This is a genomic window from Ensifer sp. LC163 (assembly GCF_001695855.1).
In the GTDB taxonomy this organism is placed as follows: Bacteria; Pseudomonadota; Alphaproteobacteria; order Rhizobiales; family Rhizobiaceae; genus Ensifer.
In genome coordinates this window covers 1-23,567 of sequence record NZ_MBSS01000009.1, presented here as the reverse complement: position 1 = coordinate 23,567, position 23,567 = coordinate 1, and the positions used below count along the sequence as shown (strand labels likewise).

The window sequence follows — 23,567 nt, the reverse complement described above, 5'->3', positions numbered from 1 at the left end:
CAGACGTGAGTGACCTTCGCATCGCCCTCTACCAGCCCGACATTCCCGGCAACACTGGCACGATCCTGCGCCTTGCGGCCTGCCTTGGCCTTGCCGTCGATGTCATCGAGCCGGCGGGCTTCGACCTTTCCGACCGCAATCTGAAACGCGCCGGCATGGACTATATCGCCTCGGTCACCCTCACCCGCCACATCAATTGGGAACGGTTCGAGGCGTGGCGGGTGCCGACGGGACGCAGGCTTGTGCTTGCCTCGACCAAGGCCGCCGTGCCCTACACCCGTTTCGAATTCCGCCCGGACGATATTCTGCTCTTCGGGCGGGAAAGCGCCGGTGTACCAGACCATGTGCATGATCGCGCGCAAGGCCGCATCCTCATCCCGATGGCCGAGGGGCAACGGTCGTTGAACGTCGCCATGTCCGCCGCCATGATCGCCGGCGAGGCGATCCGGCAAGTGCAGTTGCTCTAATAAGAAGAATCGCATGGCTCTGCCCCACCTTTCCTGAAGGGGTTCAGGGGATGGGCGCCGCCGGCGGCAGCGCCCCGGCAACTCAGGCGGCCACTTCGTTATAGGGCGTCACCTTGCGGGCCTGCTTCAATGTCCGCGCCCACCAGATGAGCCGATCCATCATCAGGAACAGCGGCGCACGCATCTCCTCGGGCTTGTAGAGGTTGCCGGCCGCATCGAATTTCGACCAGGCCTTGGCAAACTGGACGCCGTCGCGCAGCGTCACCGCATGCAATTCGCCAAAGACCTGCCGCAACTGCTCGACGGCGCGAATGCCGCCCGAAGCGCCGCCATAGGAGACGAAGGCGACGGGCTTGGCATGCCAGGGCTCGTAGACTGAATCGATCAGCTCCTTCAGCGCGGCCGGGTAGCCGTGATTGTATTCCGGCGTCACCACCAGGAAGGCATCCGCCTCGGCCACCTTGCGCTCCAGCCACTCGCCGGGATTGACCGCAGCGCCGACGCCGCGCGACGCCCTCAGCCGCGCCGGATCGATGACCGTGAGGTTGAACACGTTCGAATCCGAAATCTCGCGGATCAGCCAATTGGCGACCGTATCGCAGAAGCGCCCCTGCCGGGCGCTGCCGTAGACCACCGCAAGCGTCATTTTCTCTGTCATGGGGATCAGCTCCTTGTTGTGAATTCCATGGAGCTCATGCTATAAAACCTCAACATTAGTTGAGGTCAATAGCTGTCATGACGATTGTAAGAAGCAGCGAAATGCGGCGCGAGCTGACCGTCGGCGAAGTCGCAGAGCGCAGCGGTGTCGCCGTTTCTACCCTCCATTTCTATGAGGCCAAGGGACTGATCCGCAGCAATCGCAGCCGCGGCAACCAACGTCGCTATCCCCGCAGCGTGCTGAGGCGCGTGGCGGTGATCAAGGTCGCCCAGCGAACCGGAATTCCGCTTTCGGAAATCCAGGAGGCTTTGACGGTGCTGCCGGACGACCGGCCGCTGACGGTACAGGATTGGGCGCGGCTGTCGGAGAGCTGGCGCGAGCAGCTGAACATGCGCATAGCCAGCCTGATGGCGCTGCGCGACCACCTGACGAGCTGCATCGGCTGCGGATGCCTGTCGCTGAGGGAATGTCCGCTGCGCAACCCGCACGATGTGCTTTCGATGGAAGGCGCCGGGCCGCGGCTGATGGATGCGACGGAAGAGGACGGTCAGCCCTAGCGGTCGCGCGGCCGCTATCGAGTAAGTGCGACCAGGCTGGCAAACGCGCCGAAGGAAAACAGGGTGGCGTTCGTCAATGCCCAGCGCTCAATCGGCGGTCGGCAGTCGGCGCATGGTGAATTCGATCTCGTCGCCGTCGAGCTGGCGCCAGCTTTCCACCTCGGTCCAATAGGCGGCTTTCGGCCAGGTATCGAACCATTCGCGGGCCTTGGCGCGGGCAGCATTTCGATCGAGCCGAAAGGTTTCACGCACGAAAAGGCCGTCGCCTCGTGTCGGATTGTCCCGGCGATGCCGGGCGATCTGGCGCCGCAAACCATCGAGCGGCGGACCTGCGGGTATTCTTGCCATGGGCCATACCTCTGGAGGTAAAGATAGTGTGAGTATCGGGCCATTGCGAGTCCGTTTTACACCGGCCAGCCGATGCGGCAGACTACAGCGCCGCGCGTCAAATATGACGCGCAAAGGACGCTGTAGCACTTTAGACGTGCTGCATAATTTCCCCTTAAATCGAATCTGATTTAAGGAATTATGCGGCAGCCCGATGACCCGACCGCCGTTGCCAATCTGGCGGAAATATGAACTGTGGCGCACATCAACGAATCGGCGGCTTTCCGGCGCGCAAAGCCGCGAACAGGACAAATTTTCATGGAACGACCGCAACTACCCCAGGGGCTGCCTGCCGATATCGAAGACAAGAAGGCCGCAGCCAGGGCCTGGTTCGAAAGCCTGCGCGATACGATCTGCGCCGCTTTCGAGGCTGTCGAAGATGATCTGACCGGCCCTTTGTCCGACCGTGAACCGGGCCGCTTCGTGGCTAAGGACTGGAGCCGCGACGGCGGCGAAGGCGGCGGCGGCCGCATGTCGATGATGGAAGGCCGCGTCTTCGAGAAGGTCGGCGTTCACACCTCGACCGTGTTCGGCGAATTCTCGCCGGAATTTCGCGAGCAGATTCCGGGCGCAAACGAAGACCCGCGTTTCTGGGCGTCGGGCATCTCGCTGATCGCGCATCCCGTGAACCCCAACGTTCCGGCCGTGCACATGAACGCCCGTATGGTCGTCACCACCAGCAACTGGTTCGGCGGCGGCGCCGACCTGACGCCGGTGCTCGACCGCCGCCGTGTCATGACCGACCCGGACACCCAGCTGTTCCACCGCGCCATGGAGATCACCTGCAATCGTCACCCGGTCGCGGATCACGCCAGGTTCAAGCAATGGTGCGACGACTACTTCTTCCTGAAGCACCGCAACGAGCCGCGTGGTACCGGCGGCATATTCTACGATTGGCTTCAGTCTCCGGCCGAGCAAGGTGGCTGGGAAGCGGACTTCGCCTTCACCCGTGACCTCGGCAAGGCCTTCGCGCTCGTCTACCCCAAGATCGTGCGCAGCAATTTCAACACGCCATGGACCGAGGAAGATCGCGACGAACAGCTCGTTCGCCGCGGCCGCTATGTCGAGTTCAACCTGCTCTACGATCGCGGCACCATCTTCGGCCTCAAGACCGGCGGCAACGTCGAGTCGATTCTCTCGTCCCTGCCCCCGGTGGTGCGCTGGCCCTAAAGAGACTGAAGGTGCGCGGGCGTCATTTGCAGAAGCGCACCTTCTTGATCACGACCCTGCCATAGGCATCGTAGGTCTTCACCGTCTTGACGACGCAGGTCTGTCGCTGGCCATAGCTGTAGTTGCCGGCTTTTGCCGGTATGGCGATAGCAAGGACGGTCGTCATCGCAAGTGCGACGACGCGGAAAGAATGACGCATGGATGGTTCCCCGTTCGAATTCTGCGGCCAGGAATGACGTGCGATCCGCAAGTGCGACCCATCGCAAGAAAGCCAGGTTCGCGCTGTTTCGATTGGAACAGCTGAACAAATGGCCGAGCGCAGCGTTGTCTTTCCACCAAGGAAAGAGGCCGGACGATGATCTTCAAGAAGCGCACATTCCACGGCATTGAGCCGGAACGCAGGACGGGGGACCACCCCGCGGAACTCGAACGCCGCGTCGCGCACCGACTGGCCGTGACGCCGGGACTCGATGCAGCAGACGTCACCGTCGTCTGCAAGGGAAATACGATCGTGTTGGCCGGCCATGTCGCCACGACTGCCGAGATCGCGCGCGCGGAAGAAGCCGCAAGGCTGACGGAAGGGGTGGCCGAAGTGATCAACCGCATCGAGGCGGCTGAGACCAGATAGCTCTTAGAGCATTTCCAGGAAAAATGCGAAGCGGCTTTCCGTCAGGAAATGCGTAAAAACAAAGAGATAGAGCGTTTCCGCGGCTCCGTCCAAACCGGAAACGCTCTACAGCGCCGCGCATCAAATATGACGCGCTAAGGACGCTGTAACACCCTAAACTTGCTGCATAATTTTCTCCTTAAATCGATTCCGATTTAAGGAATTATGCAGTAGGTCAGATAGAGCTGAGCGTCCAGCCGACGATCTCGGACGCAACCGTCGCGAATGCCTGGTCGAGTGCCCTCACGAAGGCCGGGTTGCCGGCACCCTTGACGCCCGCAGTGGCGCGGAATGCCTTCTGCGCCCGCACTGTGCCGTTCCGGTCGTTGACGATCTTCGCGAAAATCTCGACGACGGCGGTGTCGGCACCCTCCGTCGATATCTCGAAGGAGCGGATTTCGCTGATCACCTGATAGTCGATCGCCAGCCCCTCGCCCGGCTTGCCGACGCCGCCGACCTTGCCGGTGTTTTCGAACGCCTGAACCAGCTTCGCCTGCACCATACGCGGCAGGCGGTCGCTCCATTGCGCCTTGGAGAGATATTGCAGCTCCGAGCCGGTAAGACGGATGACGACCTGATCGCTGTCGAGCGCCTTCAACGCCGTCGGTTCCGGCACGAGGATCTGCTTGCTGGTCGCCGCACGTCCTTCGATGACCGGCGACGCGGAAAGGCTGAACGTGTCGTTGACGGCGGCACGGGTCCCGCATCCCGCCAACAAGACAGCCAGCGTGAAGACCAGCGCGGAGCTGACCGCTCCCATCTCACGCACACACACCAGCCCCGGAAAATTCATACTGCCCAAACCCTTGTCCAATACGCCGCACCTTAGAGCGCTCTTTAATGAAAGCAACCCGCCCGGCCCCACACCGGCATTGTCTTAGCCGATTCAGCGTCGGGTGCGACCATCGTATTGTTTGACCGTTTCGCCGCCGAACAGCAGGCGCTGCGGATCCTTGTCGAATGTCGAAATCGTGTTTTCGAGACTCTGGACGGTGCGGCGCGTATCGGTCACCAGCGCCTCGACATCGCGAAGGCCGGAACCGGAGAAGCGCTTCAGATTGTCGGCGATCGGGCCGATCTGGGCGTTGAGATTGTCGGCCATCTTGCGGAACGATTCGAGCGTCGTGCGCGCCTCGGCCGAAAGCGACGGCGCATCGGCATCGCCGAGGAAGCCGTCGACCTTGACGAGAATGCTGTCGACCCTATTCGAGGCCGCATTCAGCTTGCTCGCCATCTGGGTGACGTCAGTGATCGTGCGATCGATGTCCTGCTGCCGCGCGGTGATCTTTTCGGCAAATTGCGTGATGTTGGCGACCGCCTTGCGGGCGTCGGCGCTGGCCGCCGAAATGTCGTTGACGACCAACTCGACCTTCTGCTTGTCGACGGTAGCCACCAGCGTATCGACGCGCTCGAGCGTCTTTTGCGCATTCTTGCCGAACTGGTCATAGGTCTCCACCGTGCGCTTGAACGCCGCGATGGTTTCGGAAACTCCGCCCGAGGCGGCCTTCAGGTCGTTGCTCAACTGCTCGACGTTGCTGACGATATGATCGATCTTCTTCGGATCCACCGACTTCACCAGCACATCGGCCGAGGCCAGCGTCGAATCGAGCTTCTTCGACGCGGCATTGATCGATGCCGAAAGCTCGGTCACGCTTTTCAGGAAGTCGTCAATCGCGCCGGAATTGTCGGCAAGCGCCTTGGAGAATTTCTCGGCATTGCCGATCGTGCCCGTCAGCGGGCCGCGCACATCCTTGATGAAGGCATGGATATCGGTGATCGCGTCGTTGGCGCGGTCCATGATCTGGTCCGCGGTCGCCAGCAGACTGGTGACGCTCGACTGGTCGGCGAGAATGCGCGCCTGCGTGCCCTTCTCGATGGCGTTCTTCAAGATATTCTCGTCGCCCTTGTTGCCGCCGCTGAGTTCGATATAGGCGGCCCCTGTCAGGCCCTGCACTTCGAGCGTCGCCTTGGTCGATTTCAGCACGGGCGCGTCAATCGAGACCTCCGTGACCGCAATCGAAAAGCGCGGATCGTTGGCATCGATCGCCAAATTGCGCACCGAACCGACGGGAATGCCGTTGAAGCGAACCGGAGAACCGACGGACAGCCCGTTGGCCGAGCCGGGAATATTGACGACCAGCTCGACCATTTCGCCGCTGCGGCCATATTGCGACATCCAATAGACGAAGCCGAAGGCCGCCGCGATCACGAACACCGTGAAGAAGCCGACAATGGCGTAGTTCGCTTTAGTTTCCATTCGTTCCGACTACCTCAGTGGCCATCCTATCGGCCGTTCTTCTGCTTCGGACACCCCAAGGAATGTCCCGAGGGAATGTCCGACGGCTTCCTGGCGCTATTCGTCGTGACGCACGATCGACCGCGCCCGCTTGCCCCGGAAATAGGACTGCACCCAGGGGTCGTCGCAGGCCAGCATGTCTTCGACGGTCCCCTCGACCAGGACCTTCTTGTTCCCAAGCACCGCGATGCGATCGCAAACCGAAAACAGGCTGTCGAGGTCGTGAGTCACCATATACACGGTCAATCCGAGCGTGTCGCGCAGCTTGGCAATCAACTCGTCGAACTCGGCCGCACCGATCGGATCGAGGCCCGACGTCGGCTCGTCGAGGAAGACGAGATCGGGGTCGAGAGCCAGCGCCCGGGCGAGTGCCGCCCGCTTGATCATGCCGCCCGAAAGCTCGGAAGGATATTTGTCGGCCGCCTCCGGCGCCAGTCCCACCAGCTCGATCTTCAGGCGCGCCAGCTCATCCATCAGGCTCTGCGGCAGGTCGAGATACTCGCGCATCGGCACCTGGATGTTTTCGCGCACCGTGAGTGCCGAGAACAGCGCGCCGTGCTGGAAAAGCACGCCGAGGCGCATGTCGAGCGCGATCCGGTCGGCCTCCGACATCTTGTCGTATTCCGCGCCGAGGATCTCGATCGTACCGGAGCGCTTGGCCAAAAGCCGGAGAACCGTGCGCATCAATACAGACTTGCCGGTGCCGGAGGCACCGACGAAGCCGAGGATTTCGCCGCGATAGATCTCGAGGTTGAGCTTGTCGAGAACGATGTGGGAGCCGAAGCCGACTGTCAGGTCGCGCACGGACAGAACCGCCTCGTGCCCATTGGCGGCTTCCGGCTGTCTTTCTCTGGCTGCTGTGCTCATCGTCCCATCCGCCTCAGAAGTCGATCGATGCGTAGAACATGGCAAACAGGCCGTCGATCAGGATCACCACGAAGATCGATTTGACCACCGAAGAGGTCACGTGGCGGCCGAGCGATTCGGCACTGCCGCCGACCTTCAGCCCCTCGACCGCCGCCACCACGCCGATGATCAGCGCCATGAACGGCGCTTTGATCATGCCCGCCGCAACCGACGAAAAATCCACGGCCTCCTGCAGGCGCGACAGGAAGGTTGCAATCGTGATGCCCGAATAGGCCCAGGCGACCAGCGCCGCACCGGTGAGCGCGGCGAAGTTGGCGATGATGGTCAACAGCGGCAAGGCGATCGTCAGCGCCACCAGCCGCGGAAACACCAGGACGCCGACCGGGCTGAGCCCCATGACCTTCAGCGCGTCCACCTCTTCGCGCATCTTCATCGAGCCGATTTCGGCGGTGATCGCGCTGCCCGAACGCCCGGCGATCATGATCGCGGTCAGGAGCACGCCGATTTCGCGCAATTGCAGGATGCCGACGAGATCGACGACGAAGACTTCGGCGCCGAAATACCGCAGCTGGAATGCGCCCTGCTGCGCAATGATCGCGCCGATCAGGAAGGACATCAGCATGATGATCGGCACGGCCTTGACGCCCATGCGGTCGATCTGGTGAACGATGGCGGCCGGCGAGACGCCGCTGTGTCGTCCGAGTTTGAGCTGGGCGCCGCGAACCGCCGAGCCGAGAATGTACATCGCCGCGACGATATCGTTCCAGGTCGCGATCATCACCTCGCCGACCGGCGCGAATATCTGCTGGAACAGCGGAACATGCTCGCCTTCGTCTTCCGGTGTCGGCAGTTCCGCCGGCAATGCGCCGATCAGCTCGACATAGCGCTGTCCGCCATCGACGAACTGGATCTCGTTCTTTTCAGGACCGGCAATCTGCGTCATGAAACGTCGGATGATCCAGGCCCCCGCCGTGTCCATGGCCGTCACACCCGATAGATCGAACTGCCTGACGCTGCCGCCCTTGCGCGCAAGCTGGTCGAGCTTGGCGCCCATGGCTTCGGCTGTCTCGTGCCGCCAGACGCCTGAAAAGACGTAAGTGCCACCAGAGCCTCCGGCGTCTCCGCCGAGCGCGACATCCGCAACGATCTTGGTCTGGGAACGCGTCACCTGGTCTCTGTCATCCCGATTTGCTAACCGCTCGTAAAAGCTTGCTCCGTCATAACGGCTCACATCCTTGATGTCATCCGGACGAAGCCGGTAACATCGCGACCAATGCGCCAGATAAGCCCCGCCGGAGAAGATTTCATGTCAACTGTGCTCGAAGCGACAACCGAAGACTTCCCGATTGCGGGCACATTCACGATTTCGCGTGGTTCGAAGACCACGGCAAGCGTGGTGACCTGCCGAATCACCAAGGATGGCATCGGCGGTTGGGGCGAATGCGTGCCCTATGGCCGCTACAACGAAACCATTGCCTCGGTGCTCGCCGAGATCGAAGCCATTCGCCCCCGGATCGAATCGGGGCTGACGCGCCTGGAACTGCAGACGGCGATGCAGCCGGGTGCCGCCCGCAACGCCGTCGATTGCGCTCTCTGGGATCTGGAGGCAAAGCAGAAAGACAAATCTGTCCACGAGCTTGCCGGCCTCTCTTCACCTGGAACATTGACGACAGCCTATACGCTCTCGCTTGCCGAGCCCGACGCGATGCGCAAACAGGCCGCACAATATGCCCACCGCGCGCTGCTCAAGATCAAGGTCGGCACAACGGACGATGCATCGCGCATCCGCGCCGTGCGGGAAGGTGCGCCGGAGAGCCGGATCATCCTCGATGCCAATGAGGGTTGGACGCCCGACAGCCTCGCCTATCACTTTGCCATCTGCGCCGAGCAACGCATCGACCTGATCGAGCAGCCGCTTCCGGCGGGCAATGATCAGGCCTTGGCCACAATCACCCGCCCCGTTCCGGTGTGCGCCGACGAGAGCGTGCATGCGACCGGTGACCTCCCGGCCCTCGTCGACCGCTATGATGCGGTCAACATCAAGCTCGACAAGACCGGTGGGCTGACGGAAGCGCTTCGCATGCGCGATGCGGCGACGTCGCTCGGCCTCAAGGTGATGGTCGGCTGCATGGTCGGCACCTCGCTCGGCATGGCACCGGCAATCCTGGCGGCGCAGGGCGCGGATTTCGTCGACCTCGACGGTCCTCTGCTCCTGGCGCGCGATCGCACGCCTGGCCTGCGCTACGAAGCCTCGCTGGTCTTTCCGCCGGAGCCACGCCTCTGGGGCTGAAGGTACCAGGCGGCGACGGCAAAGCAGCAACCGGCAAAAGCGACGACCGACATCGAATAGAACCCGTTCACCCCGTACCAGGCATAGAGATAGCCGGACAGGAAGGTGAAGATCGCCGTGAAGATGCCGGTGTAGAAGAAGTAAAGCCCCTGGGCCGAGGCCTCCTGCTCCTCGACGACGCGCTCCACGAGCTTGTTCTGCATGCCGGTGTGCATGATCGCGTAGGTGAAGGCGTGAAAGCACTGCAGCACGAAGTAGCCGGAAAAGCCCAGATCCATCGGGAAGATAATCCACCGAAGGACGGCCAGCGAGCAGCCGGACAGGATCATCGTCCAGACGCTGAAGCGCCGGATGATCGCTTTTGCAAAGATGAACATCGTCACCTCGGCGGCGACGCCCGCACTCCAGAGAATGCCGATCTCCGTGCCGCTATAGCCGATATGCTGCCAGTAGATCGCCGAGAAAGCGAAGAGCATCGCGTGGCTGGCGTTCACCAGCGTCACGCCGACGAGCAGCAGCTGCAGATCAAGCTGGCGCAACGACTTCGGCGGAGGCTCGGTCAGCGCCGTGATCGGTGATGGGCGCCGCGGCCGGCCGACACGCGGCGCCGCGAAGGCCATCAGGATCGTCAGGCCGAAGCCGATCGCCATCGCCGGCAGCACCATGTCTCCACCGAAGATACCGATCATCCAGCCGCCAAGCATGGTGGCGCCGATAAAGGCGACGGAACCCCAAAGCCGCATCTGCGCATAGTCGAAGCCCCAGCGCCGGACACCGGAAAGCGCGATCGCCTCGACGATCGGCACATAGGGCGAATAGACCGCCGACTGCAGCGTATAGATGATCAGAACCGGCCAGAACTCCCTAGCATAGAACAGCACAAAGGCGGTCGCCAACGACAGGAATCCGGACCAGATCAAGACAATCGTGCGCTCCCCGAGCCGGTCGGCGATCACGCCCGCTATCGGCGCTGTGAACACGCGTACGAACATCGGCAATGCCAGCACGACGCCGATCTCGAAATCGCTCATGGAAAGCGTCGTCAGCCACACCGGAAAATACGGCATGGCGAAACCGTTGACGATCAACGGAGCGCAAAAGAGCAAGGCGGTGCGAAGCGTAAAATAACGCGGTGGCGGGCCCACTGCAGCGGGCGCTTGGGAGGGAATCATGGGAGAACCTGATGGCTATCGGCCAGCAATAGCATAGCCCACAGCAGGATCGCCATAACCTAGATTTCGCTACAGGCGAAGTTTGCGTCTCGCCGCCGTGCTTGTCAGGCCGCCCGTTGCGTCAGCAACTGCGCCAGCAAGCGTTCCGCGTCGGCCGTTGCCCCCTCGGCCTCGGCGACGCCGCCGCGCATCTGATGCCAGGTGATCAGTTCCATGGTGCCGTCGTGATGTTCAGCGATCGCCGTGCAGCTTTCGACCCAGTCGCCGGTATTGATGTATCTGATATCACCGATATCTTCGATGACCGCGTGGTGGATATGGCCGCAGATCACGCCCTGCGCGTCATGGCGCCGCGCCTCGTCGGCCACCACCTTCTGGAACTCGCCGATGAAGTTGACGGCGTGTTTGACCTGCAGCTTCGCCCAGGACGAGAAAGACCAATAGGGCATGCCGAGCCGGCGGCGTATGGCAGCAAGGCCGATGTTGATGGCGATCGCCGTGTCATAGGCCCAGTCGCCGAGATAGGCGAGGATGCGGGCGTTGCGCACGACCACATCGAACTCGTCGCCGTGCAGCACCAGATAATTGCGGCCATCTGCGCCCTTGTGCATATGACGCTGCGCCACCTCGATGCCGCCGAAGTGAACGCCCGGGAAATCGCGCATGAACTCGTCGTGATTGCCGGGGATGTAGACGATGCGTGTGCCCTTGCGCGCCTTGCGCAGCAGCTTCTGGACGACGTCGTTGCAGTTTTGCGGCCAGTACCAGCTGCGCTTCAACCGCCACCCATCGACGATGTCGCCGACAAGAACGATGGTTTCCGCCTCATGGTGGCGCAGAAAATCAATGAGATAGTCGGTTTTGGCGGCCTTGGAGCCGAGATGGACGTCGGAGATGAACAACGTCCTGAGGTGTCGTACGGAGTTGTTTTGCGGTGCCGCCATCATACCAGCCTCGTCTTGATTGCGCCTTCTGGGGCCCGTCAAAACCAGACTCGTGTTTCAGGAAGATGACACGGACGCCGGCCGCTTCGTCGCACCGGCTGAAAAGAACCGCGCAAAAACTGTACGCGCTTCGCAATTCATGCCACAAGGCCACGTCCAAAAAAGAGGAATGCAGACTATGAGCACGGGCGACAAAACCAAATCCCAAACAGGTCCGGCCAGCGGTGACATCGACCAGCAGGCCCTTTTCTTCCATCGTTACCCTCGCCCCGGGAAGCTCGAAATCCAGCCCACCAAGCCGCTCGGCAACCAGCGCGACCTCGCGCTCGCCTATTCGCCCGGCGTCGCGGCCCCCTGCATCGCCATCCGCGACAATCCGGAAATGGCCGCCGATTACACGGCGCGCGCCAATCTTGTCGCGGTCATTTCCAACGGCACCGCCGTTCTTGGCCTCGGCAATATCGGCCCGCTCGCCTCCAAGCCGGTGATGGAAGGCAAGGCCGTCCTGTTCAAGAAATTCGCCGGCATCGACGTCTTCGACATCGAGATCGACGCGGCGAGCATCGAGCGCATGGTCGACGTCATTTCGGCGCTGGAGCCGACGTTCGGCGGCATCAACCTGGAAGACATCAAGGCGCCGGAATGCTTCGAGGTCGAGCGCCAGTTGCGCGAAAGGATGCAGATCCCCGTATTCCATGACGACCAGCACGGCACCGCGATCATCGTTGCGGCCGCCATCCTCAACGGTCTAGAGCTGGCCGGCAAGGACATCGCCAAGGCCAAGATCGTCACCTCCGGAGCGGGTGCTGCAGCGCTCGCCTGTCTCAACCTGCTGGTCACGCTTGGCGCCAAGCGCGAGAACATCTGGGTGCACGACCTCGAGGGCCTCGTCTATAAGGGCCGCGAAGTGCTCATGGACGAATGGAAATCGGTCTACGCCCAGGAAAGCGACAACCGCGTGCTGGCCGACAGCATCGGTGGCGCCGACGTCTTCCTCGGTCTCTCTGCTGCAGGCGTGCTGAAGCCGGAACTGCTCGTGCAGATGGCCGAAAAGCCGCTGATCATGGCGCTTGCCAACCCGACACCGGAAATCATGCCGGAGGCTGCCCGTGCGGCACGCCCTGACGCAATGATCTGCACCGGCCGTTCGGATTTCCCCAACCAGGTCAACAACGTGCTTTGCTTCCCGCATATCTTCCGCGGTGCGCTCGACTGCGGCGCAAGCACGATCAACGAAGAAATGAAGATGGCGGCGGTCCGTGCCATCGCCGGCCTTGCTCGCGAGGAGCCGTCCGATGTGGCCGCCCGCGCCTATTCCGGTGAGACGCCGGTCTTCGGTCCCGACTACCTGATCCCGTCGCCCTTCGACCAGCGCCTGATCCTCAGGATCGCGCCGGCCGTCGCTAAGGCTGCCGAGGAAAGCGGCGTCGCCACCCGTCCGATCCAGGACTACGACGCCTATCTCGACAAGCTGAACCGCTTCGTCTTCCGTTCGGGCTTCATCATGAAGCCGGTCTTCGCCGCCGCCAAGAATGCGCAGAAGAACCGCGTGATCTTCGCTGAGGGTGAAGACGAGCGCGTGCTGCGCGCCGCCCAGGTCCTGCTGGAAGAAGGAACCGCGCGCCCGATCCTCATCGGCCGTCCGCAGATCATCGAGACGCGCCTGCGTCGCTACGGCCTGCGCGTTCGTCCGGACGTCGATTTCGAAGTGGTCAACCCCGAGGGCGATCCGCGCTACCGCGACTACGTCGAGGACTATTTCGCCCTCGTCGGCCGGCTCGGCGTCATACCGGAGGCCGCGCGTACGATCGTTCGTACCAACACCACCGTCATCGGTGCTCTTGCCCTCAAGCGCGGCGAAGCCGATGCGCTGATCTGCGGCGTCGAAGGACGCTATAGCAAGCACCTGCGCGACGTCTCGCAGATCATCGGCAAGCGCGAAGGCGTACTCGACTTCTCCGCGCTCAGTCTGCTGATCTCGCAGCGCGGCGCCACGTTCTTCACCGACACCTATGTCAGCTATTGCCCGAGCGCTGAAGAGATCGCCCAGACCACCGTCATGGCGGCACAGGAGATTCGGCGCTTCGGGATTACGCCGCACGCCGCTCTGGTCTCGCACTCGAACTTCGGCTCGCGCGATTCCGAAAGTGCTACCAAGATGCGCCAGGCGCTGCAGCTTGTGCGCGAACTCGCACCCGACCTGGAAGTCGATGGCGAAATGCACGGTGATTCCGCCATCTCCGAAGTGCTGCGCCAGCGCGTCATGCCCAACAGCACGCTGTCGGGCGAAGCCAACCTGCTGGTCTTCCCTAACCTGGATGCCGCCAACATCACGCTTGGCGTCGTCAAGACGATGACGGACAGCCTGCATGTCGGCCCGATCCTGCTTGGATCGGCGCTGCCGGCGCACATCCTGTCGCCTTCGGTAACCTCGCGCGGCGTCGTCAACATGGCGGCACTCGCCGTCGTCGAGGCCAGCCATCCGGGCTAACGGCGCCCTCGTTTACAGGGCCGCTGCATCCGGCGGCCCTGTGTTGCTCTGGCGATCGCTGGCAACAACCATTGTTTGCAGGGATCGACAATCCACAGCAAATACGGCTGCTGCTTCTGGACAAAAGGTGAACCCCCAACCATTGTGGGGTTTCAGGGCAAGAATCGGTGTTGTGGCATGACTGAACAACAGGCTGTCCTCGACATGCTGGAAATCCTGGAATGCGGAGGCTGTATCGAGCCGGCCCATTTCTTTACGTTGATGCGCCGTACCTTTCGCATCGCTCATCTCCTTTATCTTGAAGCCGAGCCCTACCCAGACGAACTCAAGATCTGCCGGTTGCACCACACCTTCGGTGCCTACGCGGCCGAGCTTTATCTGACGCGGGGGCTCTACCGTATCGACCCCATCCTCAAGCTGGCGCTCGGCGGCGTCAGGCCCGTGGAATGGACAACGGCGCGCCATCGCTTTCCCGAATGCGAGCCATTGTTCAAGACGGCCGAAGAGATCGGGCTTTCCAGTGAAGGTGTCGCCCTGCCGCTGCCCTCGCCGGCCGGCCGCATGGCGTTGCTTGCCATAAACGTCAACATGTCGGCCGCAGAGTGGTCGATCTATCGGCGCAACCACCTGCGCGACTTCCAGCTCGCCGCCAACCTGTTTCACGCCGGCATGCTTGAGAATGCAGCCATGACCGGGGGGCTGAACACGCGCGAAATGCGCCTGACAGGCCGTGAAACCGAGGTTTTGACCTGGTCGGCGGCCGGTAAAAGCTACTGGGAGATTGCCACTATTCTCGGCATTTCCGAGCGCACCGTGCGTTTCTTCATGACCAACGCCCGCCGAAAGCTCAACGTCGTTTCCAACACGCAGGCCGTAGCGCAGGCCGTTCGCCATGCGCTGATCCCGACGGTTTGATCCCGCTCCAAGACGTTCCTCCTTCACTCATCTGAAAACCCATCGAAATTTAGAGGGAAAAAGCCGTTTCCGGAACTGTCACTACCGACAGTTTCGTCACTGCCGCAGGACTGACAGCATCGCGCCATCCCCCAAAGCAAGGATGGAGAAAACGATGATCAGGATCCTCAACGGCAGGACACGCGGACAGCACCCACAGGCCATCGACGAGATGTTCAAGCTGCGCAAGCGCGTCTTCCACGATTTCCTGAAATGGGACGTGCAGACCGATGGGGAATGGGAGATCGACAATTATGACAAGTCGAATCCGCTCTATGTGCTGTCCTATTCGCCGGAGACGGGAAAGCTGCGCGGATCGCTGAGATTGCTGCCGACGCTCGGCCCCAACATGCTGGACGATACGTTTCCGATCCTGCTTGGCGACAACCCGCAGATCCGCAGCGCCTCGATCTGGGAATCGAGCCGCTTCTGCATCGACCCGGAGATCTCCCAGGACCGCGCCTCGAACCAGGTGACCGTGGCCGCCGCAGAACTGATGTGTGGTGTCGGTGAACTCGGACTTGCGTCCGGTATCAGCCATATCGTGACGGTGACCGACGTCTTCCTCGAGCGGATGTTCCGCCGCATGGGTTGCCCCGGCGAGCGTATCGCCGACCCGCACCGGATCGGCTCAGTCTATGCCGTGGCAGTCGCCTGGGAGGTGACGCCGTCGCTGCTCAGTACCATGAAGGCAGTAGCAGCGATCGACGGTACGGTTCTCGAACGGCCGATGTCGCTGGAAGCGGCGCGCGCCGCCTGATCTCGGATCAGCACCGTCCGTTCCTCCCATCGGACGGAGCTGTTAACGCAATGCGAGGCTTGTCGTTGCACCGGCGGCGACAAGCCTTATGATAGGGCGAAAACAGGAATTGCCGGCGGCGACCGATCCCGCACAACAAGGGTGGCGCCCGTGCGGTTGCAGGAAGAGACGTTCGCCTTGTTCCGGAACATCAAAACCCTTGCGGCGGCGAGCCTGCCGTTGCTTCTGGTTCTGGCCGATCAGGCGCTGGCCTCCAGCGTATGCGACCGCCTGAACACCCGGCTTGCCGAATTCCCCGCCGCCATCGCGACAACGGCCGACACGCGCGACTATGCGAGCGCGATTTCCAGGCAGAACATCGAGTTGCGCCGGGCGCGCAACGACCGCCGACGCGCCGGCTGCGGCACGGGCAGCGTCGTCGTCTTCAACGGCGGCGACCCGAATATCTGCGCCGACATCAACAGCCTGATCGCCGAGATGGAAGACAATCTGCGCATCCTCAAGTCAGAGCGCCAGCAGCTCATGTCAGGCGATGGCGACGATACGCGACGACGCATCCTGGCCGCGCTCGAAATCAACGGTTGTTACGGCGATCGCGAGGAGTTCGCCAGCGCCGACCCGGATGAGCCGGAAACGCATCGCAACATCCTGCGCGATCTGCCGCCGGACGAATCCTACGGCCCGATGCTACGGGACCACGAAGCAGGCACCTACCCGCCGGAAAGCGGCGTCTATTCCGGCACGCTTCGCACCATGTGCGTGCGCACCTGTGACGGCGCCTTCTTCCCGATCTCGTCCGAGGCGAGCCCGGCGGATTTCGCCCGCGACGAGCAGGCCTGCCGCGCCCGTTGCCCGGACGCGGAAACTGAACTCTTCTTCCACGAGCTTGCAACCGAAGAGAGCGACCAGATGGTCTCCGCCTCGACGGGGCGCCCCTATACGGAACTGCCGAACGCTTTCGCCTATCGCACGCGTGGCGTCGGCAAGCCCGGAGTTTGCAGCTGCCGAATTCCAAAGACGGCGGCCACAACGCCCAAGGCTGGCGGCGGCAATACCGGCAGCAGCGAATCGTCAATCATGGTCATCGAAGGCAAGAAGGAAGCGGCGGCCCCTGCCGCCAAAGCGGCTACGGAAGAGCGCCCCTACGATCCCGCCAAGAGCAAGGTGCGGATCATCGGCCCGACGTTCCTTCCCCAGGAGGAAACGTCGATCGATCTACGCCATCCGAAGGGTCCGGGCTACCAGCCGGTCCAGAACAACTGATCAGCGTGCCGGACTCCGCACCGCGTCGCGTTCCCCAACTTTCCTCGAATACCAGTTCCTCCAGCGGCAGCCGCTGGCGCCAACCCTTCACCGCAAGTTCAGGCTCCTGGTAGAGGTGGTCGACGAAGCCAAGGCAAAGCCAGGCGACAATCTCGATGTGATCGGGAATGCCGAGTATCGCCTTGATCTCACTTTCGTGAAAGATGCTGACCCAGCCGACGCCGACGCCTTCGGCGCGCGCGGCGAGCCACAGATTTTGCACGGCACAGACGGTGGAATAAACATCCATCTGCGGATTGTGGGTGCGCCCAAGAACGACCGCCCCGCCGCGCGTGCGGTCGCAGGTGACGCAGATGCTGAGCGGTGCCTTGCGGATCCCCTCCAGTTTCAGCGAGCGGTATTTCGCTTGGCGATCACCGTCAAACATCAGTGCAGCTTCATCGTTGGCGCGCGAAAAGGCCTGCCATACTCGCTCGCGGGTCTCTGCCCGGCGCACGACGACAAAATTCCATGGCTGCATGAAACCCACCGACGGCGCGCGGTGCGCGGCATTCAGCAGGCGCATCACCACATCGTCGGGCAAAGGCTCGGCCAAGAACTGGTCCCGGACATCCCGGCGCGTCTCGATCGCCCTATAGACGGCTTCACGCTCGTCGGGTGAAAAGGCCTCGGCGGCTGCAAGGCCGCCATTCGCGTCAGTCCGCATCGTTCGATCCCCAACAATGCACAACCTTCCGCCGTCCGCGCGGATATCGGTCCATCTTGCCAGGCCGGTCTTCTGACTTCGGATCAACCGGCCGCCTCACCTTCCCAGATCACATGAGGATCCAGTGGCAAGACCTTGAGTAAGCTCAAAATCCCTAGAGGCAGCCGTCCCCGTCACAGCGTTGGGCACGTTCCGGAGTGACACCGGATTCCCGATTCTCCCGCATCGCGGGCACCTGACGGTGCCATATGGACACAGGCGGAATGGAAAGACAAGCAAGCCCGAGATGGCGGCCCCGGCAGTCCCAAGGCCTATCGACAGCGACCGATGTTTGCGACCCGCCGCTCGCTGTCAGAGCGGCGCGACCGGATGCGGCGAGCCGTCATAGCCGCCCCAGACCGACTGATCGAAGCAGATGACCGAACCCGTCATCAGTCCGGATTCATCCGACGACAGATAAGCACAGGCACGCGCGACCTCTTTTGGGTCGACGAGGCGGCCGAAGGGCTGGCTGGCGGCGGCCTTTTCGAGCCAGTCGGCAGCCGCCCCGTGAAACTCGCGCTGGATGCGGTCTTCGCCCTCGGAAGCCATCCAGCCGATATTGAGGCCGTTGACGCGAATGCGGTTGCGCAGCAGCGCATAGGCGGTGTTCTTGGTCAGCGTCTCCAGGGCGCCCTTCGACGAGCAATAGGCGGCGATGAACGGCTGCCCGGCCATCGCCGACATCGAACCGATGTTGACGATCGTTCCCTGCGTGCCCTCGCGGCGCATAACCTTGACCGCCTCCTGCATCAGGAAGAAGGGCGCACGGACATTGATGGCGAACATTCGGTCGAACAGCTCGGGGCTGGTGTCGAGAATGGTACCGCGATCGGTAATCGCCGCCGCGTTGACCAGGGCATCGACACGCCCGAATGTCGCGTCGCAGGCACTGACTACCTTGCGGGCATCCTCGACCTTTTCTAGGTCGGCCTCGACGTAATGCACCTGCGCGCCGGTTGCCTTGCGGATCTGCTCGGCCTTCGCTTCGCCCTTGGCCGCGTTGCGTCCGCAGATGACGACGCCTCGCGCGCCACGTTCCGCAAACAGGCTGGCGATCGTTGCGCCCAGCCCCTGCGTACCACCGGTGACGATGGCGATCTTGCCGTCGAGACGGCCATATTGCTCGGTCATGAAAGTCCTCCCAGGAGTGAATGTCTCATCGAAACGGGAAAACGGCCCCCGCCGCAGAGCGCCGGGGACCTGAGATATCTATGCCTGTCCTTCAGCTCAGTTTGCGCTGTGCCTGCTCGTCAAGCGCGCTGCGGAAATCCGCATCGCTCCACTTGCCCGCAAGCGCCTCATGCATCAGTTGCGCCTGGGTTTTCGGCGCCAGGCCGCCCAGCGGCGGATCGCGATCGAGATTGGTCGGGAAGGAATAGCCCTCGGCACAGGACGCAATCGCATTGGCCGCCTCACTGGCCGAAAGCGTGCCCGATGCCATCAGGGCCGCAAGCGCCGGGTAGAGCGCCGCGCTCATCTTGACGCGATCGACAGTCTCCATCGCCCGCCCGAAGGCCGACGACACCTGAAGCAGGTTGGCAACGCGCTTGATATCGGTCGAACGGTTGCTGCCGGCCGCATGGAACAGCGCCGGGTTGAAAAAGACGACATCGCCCTTTTCCAGCGGCAACTGCACGTGATGCTCATCGAAATAGGCACGGAACTCCGGGCGCTTCAGCGCGAGATAGCCGGGCACATAGGTCTGGCTATAGGGAAGGAAAAGCGTCGGGCCGCTCTCAAGCGGCATGTCGCAATGGGCAACCGCCCCTTGTAACGTCAGCACCGGCGATAGCCGGTGCACATGCGCCGGATACTGCTCGATGACATCAGAGGTCTGGAAGCCCAGATGGTAGTCGCGATGGGCCGACTGCGATGCGCCGCCTGGATTGACGCGATTGACCTGTGCCGTCATCTGATAGTTCGGACCAAGCCAGGCTTCGCTGACGAGCGCTATAATGGCGTTGGCGTAATATGCGGCGAAGCTCTCAGGGCTTTTCAGGCAGTGCTTTTCGAGCGAGTTCCAGATGCGGTCGTTGGCACCGGGCTTGGCGAAGTGATCGCCGCCGCCGCTGTTGGTGCGATGTTGCTCATCGATAATGGCGCCGAAAATACCGCTGGCGGCATCGATGACCGTCGTGTCTGCGTAAGCGCGCTTGAACACCGCGACGCCGGGCCCGGTCGCAAGCGCCTCGCAGATCTCGGCCAAGGCGGCGCGGCGTCCCTCGGCCGTGGCGCAGGCAGCAACCAGGCTGGCGCTGTCATAGATCAGCACATTCTTCTCGCAGGCGAGCGCGTGCGGATAGTCCGCAAGGTTTGTCCGGCGCTCCACTTCGGCCCGGAACGCTTCGATGTCGCAGGCATCCTCACTCAGCCACACGCGGTCGAGGCGCTGGCGCGCATTGTTGTCGGTCTTCATCCCGCTCCTCCTCAGAAACTTTCGATGTCCCGACTATAGGCGCCGCAAAATCGTGATATAGAGCAGAAATCCATCAAAAAACCATCAGGAAGGATCGTCGTTGGCTCATCCGTTTCTGGTCAAGGACATCGCCTTTCAAGCGGGGCTCAGCACCGCGACCGTCGATCGCGTCTTGAATGGTCGTCCTGGCGTACGCCGGCAGACCGAAGCGCGGGTGCGAGCCGCCATCCGAGAGTTGGAGAAGCAGCAATCCGGATTGGACGTTCAGGGCCAGAAGCGCGCGATCGACATCGTGATGGAGGCGCCGGAACGCTTCACCGAGGCGGTTAGGCAGGCATTCGAAGCCGAGGCGCCGACCTTCATGCCGACAACCTTCCGTTGCCGTTTCCACTTCGCCGAAACCATGCGCCCGTACGACATCGCGCAACTGCTCGATCGCATCCGTCTGCGCGGCACCGACGGCGTCGTGCTGAAGGCACCTGATGTGCCCGAAATCGTCGGCGCTGTCGCCCGCCTGGAGCAGGCGGGAATTGCGGTCATCACGCTTGTCACCGATCTGCCGAACTCGGCACGCACCGCCTATGCCGGCGCCGACAACCGCGCGGCCGGCGAGACGGCTGCCTATCTCCTCGGCGAACGTTTCGCCGAAAGCGCCGCGACCGTACTGGTGACGATTTCAAGCAGCCGCTTCCGTGGCGAGGAGGAACGCGAGATCGGTTTTCGCCGGGTGCTGCGCGAACATTATCCGGCGATCCGCATCGTCGAGATCAGCGAAGGCTACGGCAAGGACGCCGAGACGGGTGTGCTCGCCGCCAAGGCGCTTGCAGAGCACGCCGACATCAACGCCGCCTATTCGATCGGCGGTGGCAACCGCGCCGTGCTGGCCGCCTTCGAGCGCCTCGGCCGCGATTGCGCCGTGTTCATCGCCCATGATCTCGACCAGGACAATCTGGCGCTGCTGCGCCAACGCCGGATCCATTTCGTCCTGCATCATGATCTGCGCAGCGACGCCCGCATGACCTTCCGTGCCATTCTCGCCCGACGAAGCGGCGCCGGCCAAAAGCTCAGCGGCAGCCAGCTCTCCGCCGTCGAGGTGATCACGCCCTACAATGTGCCCGTTGCCTGAGCCGAGTGGCTGAAAAGACAGGCCCGCGACCAAGCGGGGCTTGTTCCTCATTCAGGCAAAAGCACGATCTTTCCGGAAAAACGCCGGTCTTCGAGCCGGGCATGGGCCGCCGCCCCGTCCGACAGCGCGAAGGTCTCGATGCGCGGCCGCTCGATCACGCCGATGGAACGACGTCGGACTGACACCCTCAACTGGCCTCACGCCTGGCCGTCTCTTGGTGCGACCAAATCTTGTCCTCTGGCAAAAGGTCATCAGCCGTCTGGACACGATTGCGTCCTCGTCGCTTGGCGAGATAGAGCGCCTCGTCGGCAGCTGCCAACAGCGCGCGGGCCGTGCGGCCATGCCTAGGCACAAAGGCCATGCCGACACTGCCGCCGACGCGCAGCATCTGCCCCTCGAACTCGATCGGCGTCCGCGCATCGACGATGAGACCGGCAGCAAGTTCGGATGCATCTGCTTCCTTGGCGGCTGACCGTAGAATGACGGCGAACTCGTCGCCGCCCAGACGGGCGACTGTGCCCCGTGTGCCGACTCTGAGGCGGTATCGTTCGGCGATTGTCATCAAGACAGCATCGCCCGCCGCATGTCCTTGCCGGTCGTTGACGGCCTTGAACTCGTCGAGGTCGGCGTAGATCAGCGCGAACGGCCGGTTCTTGACGTCAAGGAGAGCCGCAGCGAGCGCATCGTCAAAACCACTGCGATTGAGGAGCCCGGTGAGGCGATCGTGTTTCGCCATGTGGCGGTTTCGCGCCTCGCTCTGCTGAAGGGCGGCAAAGACCGTCGAGAACCGGAGAGCTACGAAGGCCATCAGCAAAGCCGCCACGATCGCGATAACGATGACGCTCGGCAGGATCTCCGCACGCACGAAGCCGCCAGGGGATTTGGGCGTCCAGGCTATGACAAGGCAGGAGGCGTCCGCGCAACGGCCTGCGGAGACATGCACGCTGTTGGCCGACCGCTGCGATAGCGGCACGAAGGTCAGGCTGGTCACGCCGAGCCTTGTCTCGATTTCCCGTATCAACTTCGCCGTCAGCGGACGAACCGAGAGCATGAACACAGGCTCGCGACGCGCGGCAGGAACCTGCAGCGTTTCGGGGATCACCGCCTGAACCACGGCGATGCTCATCTGACCCTGAATTTCACGCAGATCGACGGCATGGATACCGGGCACGACCGGCGCCACCGATTGCCGGTCGGGCCTGGTGATGTCGAGCATATAGCTTCCGCCGTTGTTTCTCAGCGCATTGTCGTAACGGCGCCGGGCCTCGTCGAGCAGATCGTCGACCTCGCGAAGCGGGGCTCCGGCCACCCCTGTCGGCACGAGCAATCCGTCCCTCAGAGCGGTCGAAACATGTCCGTCAGCATCGCTGAAGATCAGCCAGGAGAAGCCGTAATCCTCCCACAGCCAGCCGGCCAACTGTTCTGCGACGAAGGTATCGCCTATCCGCCCGGATGCCAGTTCGGCATAGGTGTCGTTCCAGAAAGAAATCTGCGCCTGGAATTGCACGGCGGCTTCCATCTGGTGCCGCAATTCGTTCGCCACCAGCCGACGCTCTGCCGAAAGGCCGAAGCGGTCGGCCTCGACGACGGAGCGGTTGAGAACGAAGATGAGGCTGGCGATCGTCAGGATCGCGACCAAGGTGCAGGCCGCGTGGATCGCCCAGACCGCCTTGTTGCGCTTCGATTGCCGAAACTTTTGTTCGATCACGCCACCCCCCTCATCGGGCCAGCCGTCAAGGGCGAAGGGTGGCACCGGTCAGACGCCACCCTAAAGATCAAAGCAGAAATTTAGTTTAAGCAAGCTGGTATTGAAAGCCTTAAAGACTTCAACCGCCTAGTAAAACCAGCAATCTGTAGTCGTGCGACCGCTAGTTGGAAGGCAACGCCCGGCGCAACAACAAGATTATCTCCTCGTCGCCTTCGTCGCGCGCCATGTCGCGGATCGAGCCTGTTCCCGTGCCACCGCGCAGGTTGGCATTCGCGCCTTTTTCGAGCAGCAGCTTCACCACCGTCGGTCTCCTGTGGACGACCGCAATGGCAAGCGGCGTCATCCAGTCGCTCTGCGGGTTTGGACGCCCACGCCCACGGAATTGTCCGAAGGGGATGTCGAGCAATTCCGGCTTTTCATCGACGATCTCCAGCACCCGTTCGCCCTTGCCGAAGGCGGCAGCGGCAAACAGGTCGAGCGGCTGGGTCTCGAGGAAGCCCACCATATCAGATGGGGTGGTTGCCGCCCTCCCAGACGGCATCAAGATGTGCCAGAAAAGTGGTGTTAAGGGCCACTGAGCGGAAAGGACGGCAACCGTGACGAAGGATACAATGATCGGAGTAGAC

Annotated in this window: 24 protein-coding genes, 1 pseudogene and 1 riboswitch; of the genes and pseudogenes, 10 read left to right on the top strand and 15 right to left on the bottom strand. The window is 62.4% G+C overall.

Features of this window, described 5'->3' with window-relative positions:
- Window positions 1-5 precede the first annotated feature (5 nt).
- Window positions 6-467 (top strand): tRNA (cytidine(34)-2'-O)-methyltransferase, encoded by a 462-nt coding sequence (locus tag BC360_RS31385; protein ID WP_065780103.1) that lies wholly within the window; start codon window positions 6-8, stop codon window positions 465-467.
- An 82-nt stretch (window positions 468-549) separates the two neighbouring features.
- On the opposite strand, the gene BC360_RS08155 is transcribed toward BC360_RS31385, so the two are convergent.
- Window positions 550-1,125: an NADPH-dependent FMN reductase gene (locus BC360_RS08155; protein ID WP_065780101.1), complete on the bottom strand. Its 576-nt coding sequence runs from the start codon at window positions 1,123-1,125 to the stop codon at window positions 550-552.
- A 77-nt stretch (window positions 1,126-1,202) separates the two neighbouring features.
- Between BC360_RS08155 and soxR the strand changes: the two genes are divergently transcribed.
- Window positions 1,203-1,682, top strand: coding sequence for a redox-sensitive transcriptional activator SoxR (soxR, locus tag BC360_RS08150; protein ID WP_065780099.1), 480 nt, complete (start codon window positions 1,203-1,205; stop codon window positions 1,680-1,682).
- 87 nt (window positions 1,683-1,769) lie between these two features.
- Here soxR and BC360_RS08145 read toward each other — a convergent pair whose 3' ends face one another.
- Window positions 1,770-2,030 carry a hypothetical protein gene (locus tag BC360_RS08145; protein ID WP_065780097.1) on the bottom strand — a complete coding sequence of 87 codons (261 nt, stop codon included), beginning with the start codon at window positions 2,028-2,030 and terminating at the stop codon, window positions 1,770-1,772.
- Between the two features lie 297 nt (window positions 2,031-2,327).
- On the opposite strand from BC360_RS08145, the gene hemF reads away from it, so the two are divergent.
- On the top strand, window positions 2,328-3,239 hold the full coding sequence (gene hemF, locus BC360_RS08140; RefSeq protein ID WP_065794925.1) for an oxygen-dependent coproporphyrinogen oxidase: 912 nt from the start codon (window positions 2,328-2,330) through the stop codon (window positions 3,237-3,239).
- Window positions 3,240-3,261: 22 nt separating this feature from the next.
- Here hemF and BC360_RS32105 read toward each other — a convergent pair whose 3' ends face one another.
- Window positions 3,262-3,438, bottom strand: coding sequence for a hypothetical protein (locus BC360_RS32105; RefSeq protein WP_161491365.1), 177 nt, complete (start codon window positions 3,436-3,438; stop codon window positions 3,262-3,264).
- Between the two features lie 156 nt (window positions 3,439-3,594).
- Between BC360_RS32105 and BC360_RS08135 the strand changes: the two genes are divergently transcribed.
- Window positions 3,595-3,867: a BON domain-containing protein gene (locus BC360_RS08135; protein ID WP_065780092.1), complete on the top strand. Its 273-nt coding sequence runs from the start codon at window positions 3,595-3,597 to the stop codon at window positions 3,865-3,867.
- A gap of 214 nt (window positions 3,868-4,081) precedes the next feature.
- Here BC360_RS08135 and BC360_RS08130 read toward each other — a convergent pair whose 3' ends face one another.
- The 4 genes from BC360_RS08130 to BC360_RS08115 form a co-directional block, all read right to left on the bottom strand.
- Window positions 4,082-4,699: an ABC-type transport auxiliary lipoprotein family protein gene (locus BC360_RS08130; protein ID WP_065794872.1), complete on the bottom strand. Its 618-nt coding sequence runs from the start codon at window positions 4,697-4,699 to the stop codon at window positions 4,082-4,084.
- A gap of 93 nt (window positions 4,700-4,792) precedes the next feature.
- Window positions 4,793-6,163 (bottom strand): MlaD family protein, encoded by a 1,371-nt coding sequence (locus BC360_RS08125; RefSeq protein ID WP_065780089.1) that lies wholly within the window; start codon window positions 6,161-6,163, stop codon window positions 4,793-4,795.
- Between the two features lie 96 nt (window positions 6,164-6,259).
- Entirely contained in the window at window positions 6,260-7,069 is an 810-nt protein-coding gene (locus BC360_RS08120; protein ID WP_065780087.1) for an ABC transporter ATP-binding protein, read from the bottom strand.
- A 13-nt stretch (window positions 7,070-7,082) separates the two neighbouring features.
- Complete coding sequence (locus BC360_RS08115) at window positions 7,083-8,237, bottom strand: ABC transporter permease (protein WP_065780085.1); 1,155 nt, start codon at window positions 8,235-8,237, stop codon at window positions 7,083-7,085.
- A 138-nt stretch (window positions 8,238-8,375) separates the two neighbouring features.
- Between BC360_RS08115 and dgcA the strand changes: the two genes are divergently transcribed.
- Window positions 8,376-9,359: an N-acetyl-D-Glu racemase DgcA gene (gene dgcA / locus BC360_RS08110; RefSeq protein WP_065794871.1), complete on the top strand. Its 984-nt coding sequence runs from the start codon at window positions 8,376-8,378 to the stop codon at window positions 9,357-9,359.
- Here dgcA and BC360_RS08105 read toward each other — a convergent pair.
- Entirely contained in the window at window positions 9,311-10,531 is a 1,221-nt protein-coding gene (locus tag BC360_RS08105; protein ID WP_065780081.1) for an MFS transporter, read from the bottom strand. The genes dgcA and BC360_RS08105 overlap by 49 nt on opposite strands.
- Before the next feature lie 104 nt (window positions 10,532-10,635).
- Entirely contained in the window at window positions 10,636-11,478 is an 843-nt protein-coding gene (locus BC360_RS08100) for a UDP-2,3-diacylglucosamine diphosphatase (protein WP_065794870.1), read from the bottom strand.
- A gap of 175 nt (window positions 11,479-11,653) precedes the next feature.
- On the opposite strand from BC360_RS08100, the gene BC360_RS08095 reads away from it, so the two are divergent.
- The 4 genes from BC360_RS08095 (at window position 11,654) to BC360_RS08080 (ending at window position 16,943) form a co-directional block, all read left to right on the top strand.
- A complete protein-coding gene (locus BC360_RS08095; protein WP_065780077.1) occupies window positions 11,654-13,966 on the top strand; it encodes an NADP-dependent malic enzyme in 2,313 nt (770 codons plus the stop codon).
- 177 nt (window positions 13,967-14,143) lie between these two features.
- Window positions 14,144-14,881 carry a helix-turn-helix transcriptional regulator gene (locus tag BC360_RS08090; protein WP_065780075.1) on the top strand — a complete coding sequence of 246 codons (738 nt, stop codon included), beginning with the start codon at window positions 14,144-14,146 and terminating at the stop codon, window positions 14,879-14,881.
- Window positions 14,882-15,035: 154 nt separating this feature from the next.
- Window positions 15,036-15,680 carry an acyl-homoserine-lactone synthase gene (locus BC360_RS08085; RefSeq protein ID WP_065794869.1) on the top strand — a complete coding sequence of 215 codons (645 nt, stop codon included), beginning with the start codon at window positions 15,036-15,038 and terminating at the stop codon, window positions 15,678-15,680.
- Window positions 15,681-15,857: 177 nt separating this feature from the next.
- Window positions 15,858-16,943: a DUF2865 domain-containing protein gene (locus tag BC360_RS08080; RefSeq protein ID WP_065794924.1), complete on the top strand. Its 1,086-nt coding sequence runs from the start codon at window positions 15,858-15,860 to the stop codon at window positions 16,941-16,943.
- On the opposite strand, the gene bluB is transcribed toward BC360_RS08080, so the two are convergent.
- The 3 genes from bluB to BC360_RS08065 form a co-directional block, all read right to left on the bottom strand.
- Entirely contained in the window at window positions 16,852-17,649 is a 798-nt protein-coding gene (gene bluB, locus BC360_RS08075) for a 5,6-dimethylbenzimidazole synthase (RefSeq protein ID WP_065794868.1), read from the bottom strand. The two genes, BC360_RS08080 and bluB, sit on opposite strands and share 92 nt — an antisense overlap.
- Window positions 17,650-17,693: 44 nt before the next feature.
- A riboswitch (cobalamin riboswitch) is annotated at window positions 17,694-17,903 on the bottom strand.
- Between the two features lie 97 nt (window positions 17,904-18,000).
- Window positions 18,001-18,822 (bottom strand): SDR family oxidoreductase, encoded by an 822-nt coding sequence (locus BC360_RS08070; protein WP_065780067.1) that lies wholly within the window; start codon window positions 18,820-18,822, stop codon window positions 18,001-18,003.
- A 91-nt stretch (window positions 18,823-18,913) separates the two neighbouring features.
- Window positions 18,914-20,107, bottom strand: coding sequence for a phytanoyl-CoA dioxygenase family protein (locus tag BC360_RS08065; RefSeq protein WP_065794867.1), 1,194 nt, complete (start codon window positions 20,105-20,107; stop codon window positions 18,914-18,916).
- Between the two features lie 100 nt (window positions 20,108-20,207).
- Here BC360_RS08065 and BC360_RS08060 point away from each other — a divergent pair, with 100 nt between their 5' ends.
- On the top strand, window positions 20,208-21,233 hold the full coding sequence (locus tag BC360_RS08060) for a LacI family DNA-binding transcriptional regulator (RefSeq protein ID WP_065780063.1): 1,026 nt from the start codon (window positions 20,208-20,210) through the stop codon (window positions 21,231-21,233).
- Window positions 21,234-21,280: 47 nt separating this feature from the next.
- Here the strand turns inward: BC360_RS08060 and BC360_RS32100 are convergent, their stop codons facing one another.
- The 3 genes and pseudogenes from BC360_RS32100 to BC360_RS08050 all read right to left on the bottom strand — a co-directional run.
- Window positions 21,281-21,424 (bottom strand): hypothetical protein, encoded by a 144-nt coding sequence (locus BC360_RS32100; RefSeq protein WP_161491364.1) that lies wholly within the window; start codon window positions 21,422-21,424, stop codon window positions 21,281-21,283.
- The gene (locus tag BC360_RS08055; protein WP_065794866.1) at window positions 21,421-22,941 is read right to left on the bottom strand and encodes a diguanylate cyclase domain-containing protein; all 1,521 of its coding nucleotides are present in this window, start codon (window positions 22,939-22,941) and stop codon (window positions 21,421-21,423) included. The genes BC360_RS32100 and BC360_RS08055 overlap by 4 nt, the downstream gene beginning before the upstream one ends.
- A 160-nt stretch (window positions 22,942-23,101) precedes the next feature.
- Window positions 23,102-23,567 (bottom strand): annotated as a pseudogene (locus BC360_RS08050) (hypothetical protein); the annotation flags it as partial.

Excerpts from the sequence above, each read along its gene's own strand:
- BC360_RS08155 (WP_065780101.1), bottom strand. The coding sequence starts at position 1,125 with ATGACAGAGAAAATGACGCTTGCGGTGGTCTACGGCAGCGCCCGGCAG.
- soxR (WP_065780099.1), top strand. The coding sequence starts at position 1,203 with ATGACGATTGTAAGAAGCAGCGAAATGCGGCGCGAGCTGACCGTCGGC.
- BC360_RS08145 (WP_065780097.1), bottom strand. The coding sequence starts at position 2,030 with ATGGCAAGAATACCCGCAGGTCCGCCGCTCGATGGTTTGCGGCGCCAG.
- hemF (WP_065794925.1), top strand. The coding sequence starts at position 2,328 with ATGGAACGACCGCAACTACCCCAGGGGCTGCCTGCCGATATCGAAGAC.
- BC360_RS32105 (WP_161491365.1), bottom strand. The coding sequence starts at position 3,438 with ATGCGTCATTCTTTCCGCGTCGTCGCACTTGCGATGACGACCGTCCTT.
- BC360_RS08135 (WP_065780092.1), top strand. The coding sequence starts at position 3,595 with ATGATCTTCAAGAAGCGCACATTCCACGGCATTGAGCCGGAACGCAGG.
- BC360_RS08130 (WP_065794872.1), bottom strand. The coding sequence starts at position 4,699 with ATGAATTTTCCGGGGCTGGTGTGTGTGCGTGAGATGGGAGCGGTCAGC.
- BC360_RS08125 (WP_065780089.1), bottom strand. The coding sequence starts at position 6,163 with ATGGAAACTAAAGCGAACTACGCCATTGTCGGCTTCTTCACGGTGTTC.
- BC360_RS08120 (WP_065780087.1), bottom strand. The coding sequence starts at position 7,069 with ATGAGCACAGCAGCCAGAGAAAGACAGCCGGAAGCCGCCAATGGGCAC.
- dgcA (WP_065794871.1), top strand. The coding sequence starts at position 8,376 with ATGTCAACTGTGCTCGAAGCGACAACCGAAGACTTCCCGATTGCGGGC.
- BC360_RS08105 (WP_065780081.1), bottom strand. The coding sequence starts at position 10,531 with ATGATTCCCTCCCAAGCGCCCGCTGCAGTGGGCCCGCCACCGCGTTAT.
- BC360_RS08100 (WP_065794870.1), bottom strand. The coding sequence starts at position 11,478 with ATGATGGCGGCACCGCAAAACAACTCCGTACGACACCTCAGGACGTTG.
- BC360_RS08095 (WP_065780077.1), top strand. The coding sequence starts at position 11,654 with ATGAGCACGGGCGACAAAACCAAATCCCAAACAGGTCCGGCCAGCGGT.
- BC360_RS08090 (WP_065780075.1), top strand. The coding sequence starts at position 14,144 with ATGACTGAACAACAGGCTGTCCTCGACATGCTGGAAATCCTGGAATGC.
- BC360_RS08085 (WP_065794869.1), top strand. The coding sequence starts at position 15,036 with ATGATCAGGATCCTCAACGGCAGGACACGCGGACAGCACCCACAGGCC.
- bluB (WP_065794868.1), bottom strand. The coding sequence starts at position 17,649 with ATGCGGACTGACGCGAATGGCGGCCTTGCAGCCGCCGAGGCCTTTTCA.
- BC360_RS08070 (WP_065780067.1), bottom strand. The coding sequence starts at position 18,822 with ATGACCGAGCAATATGGCCGTCTCGACGGCAAGATCGCCATCGTCACC.
- BC360_RS08065 (WP_065794867.1), bottom strand. The coding sequence starts at position 20,107 with ATGAAGACCGACAACAATGCGCGCCAGCGCCTCGACCGCGTGTGGCTG.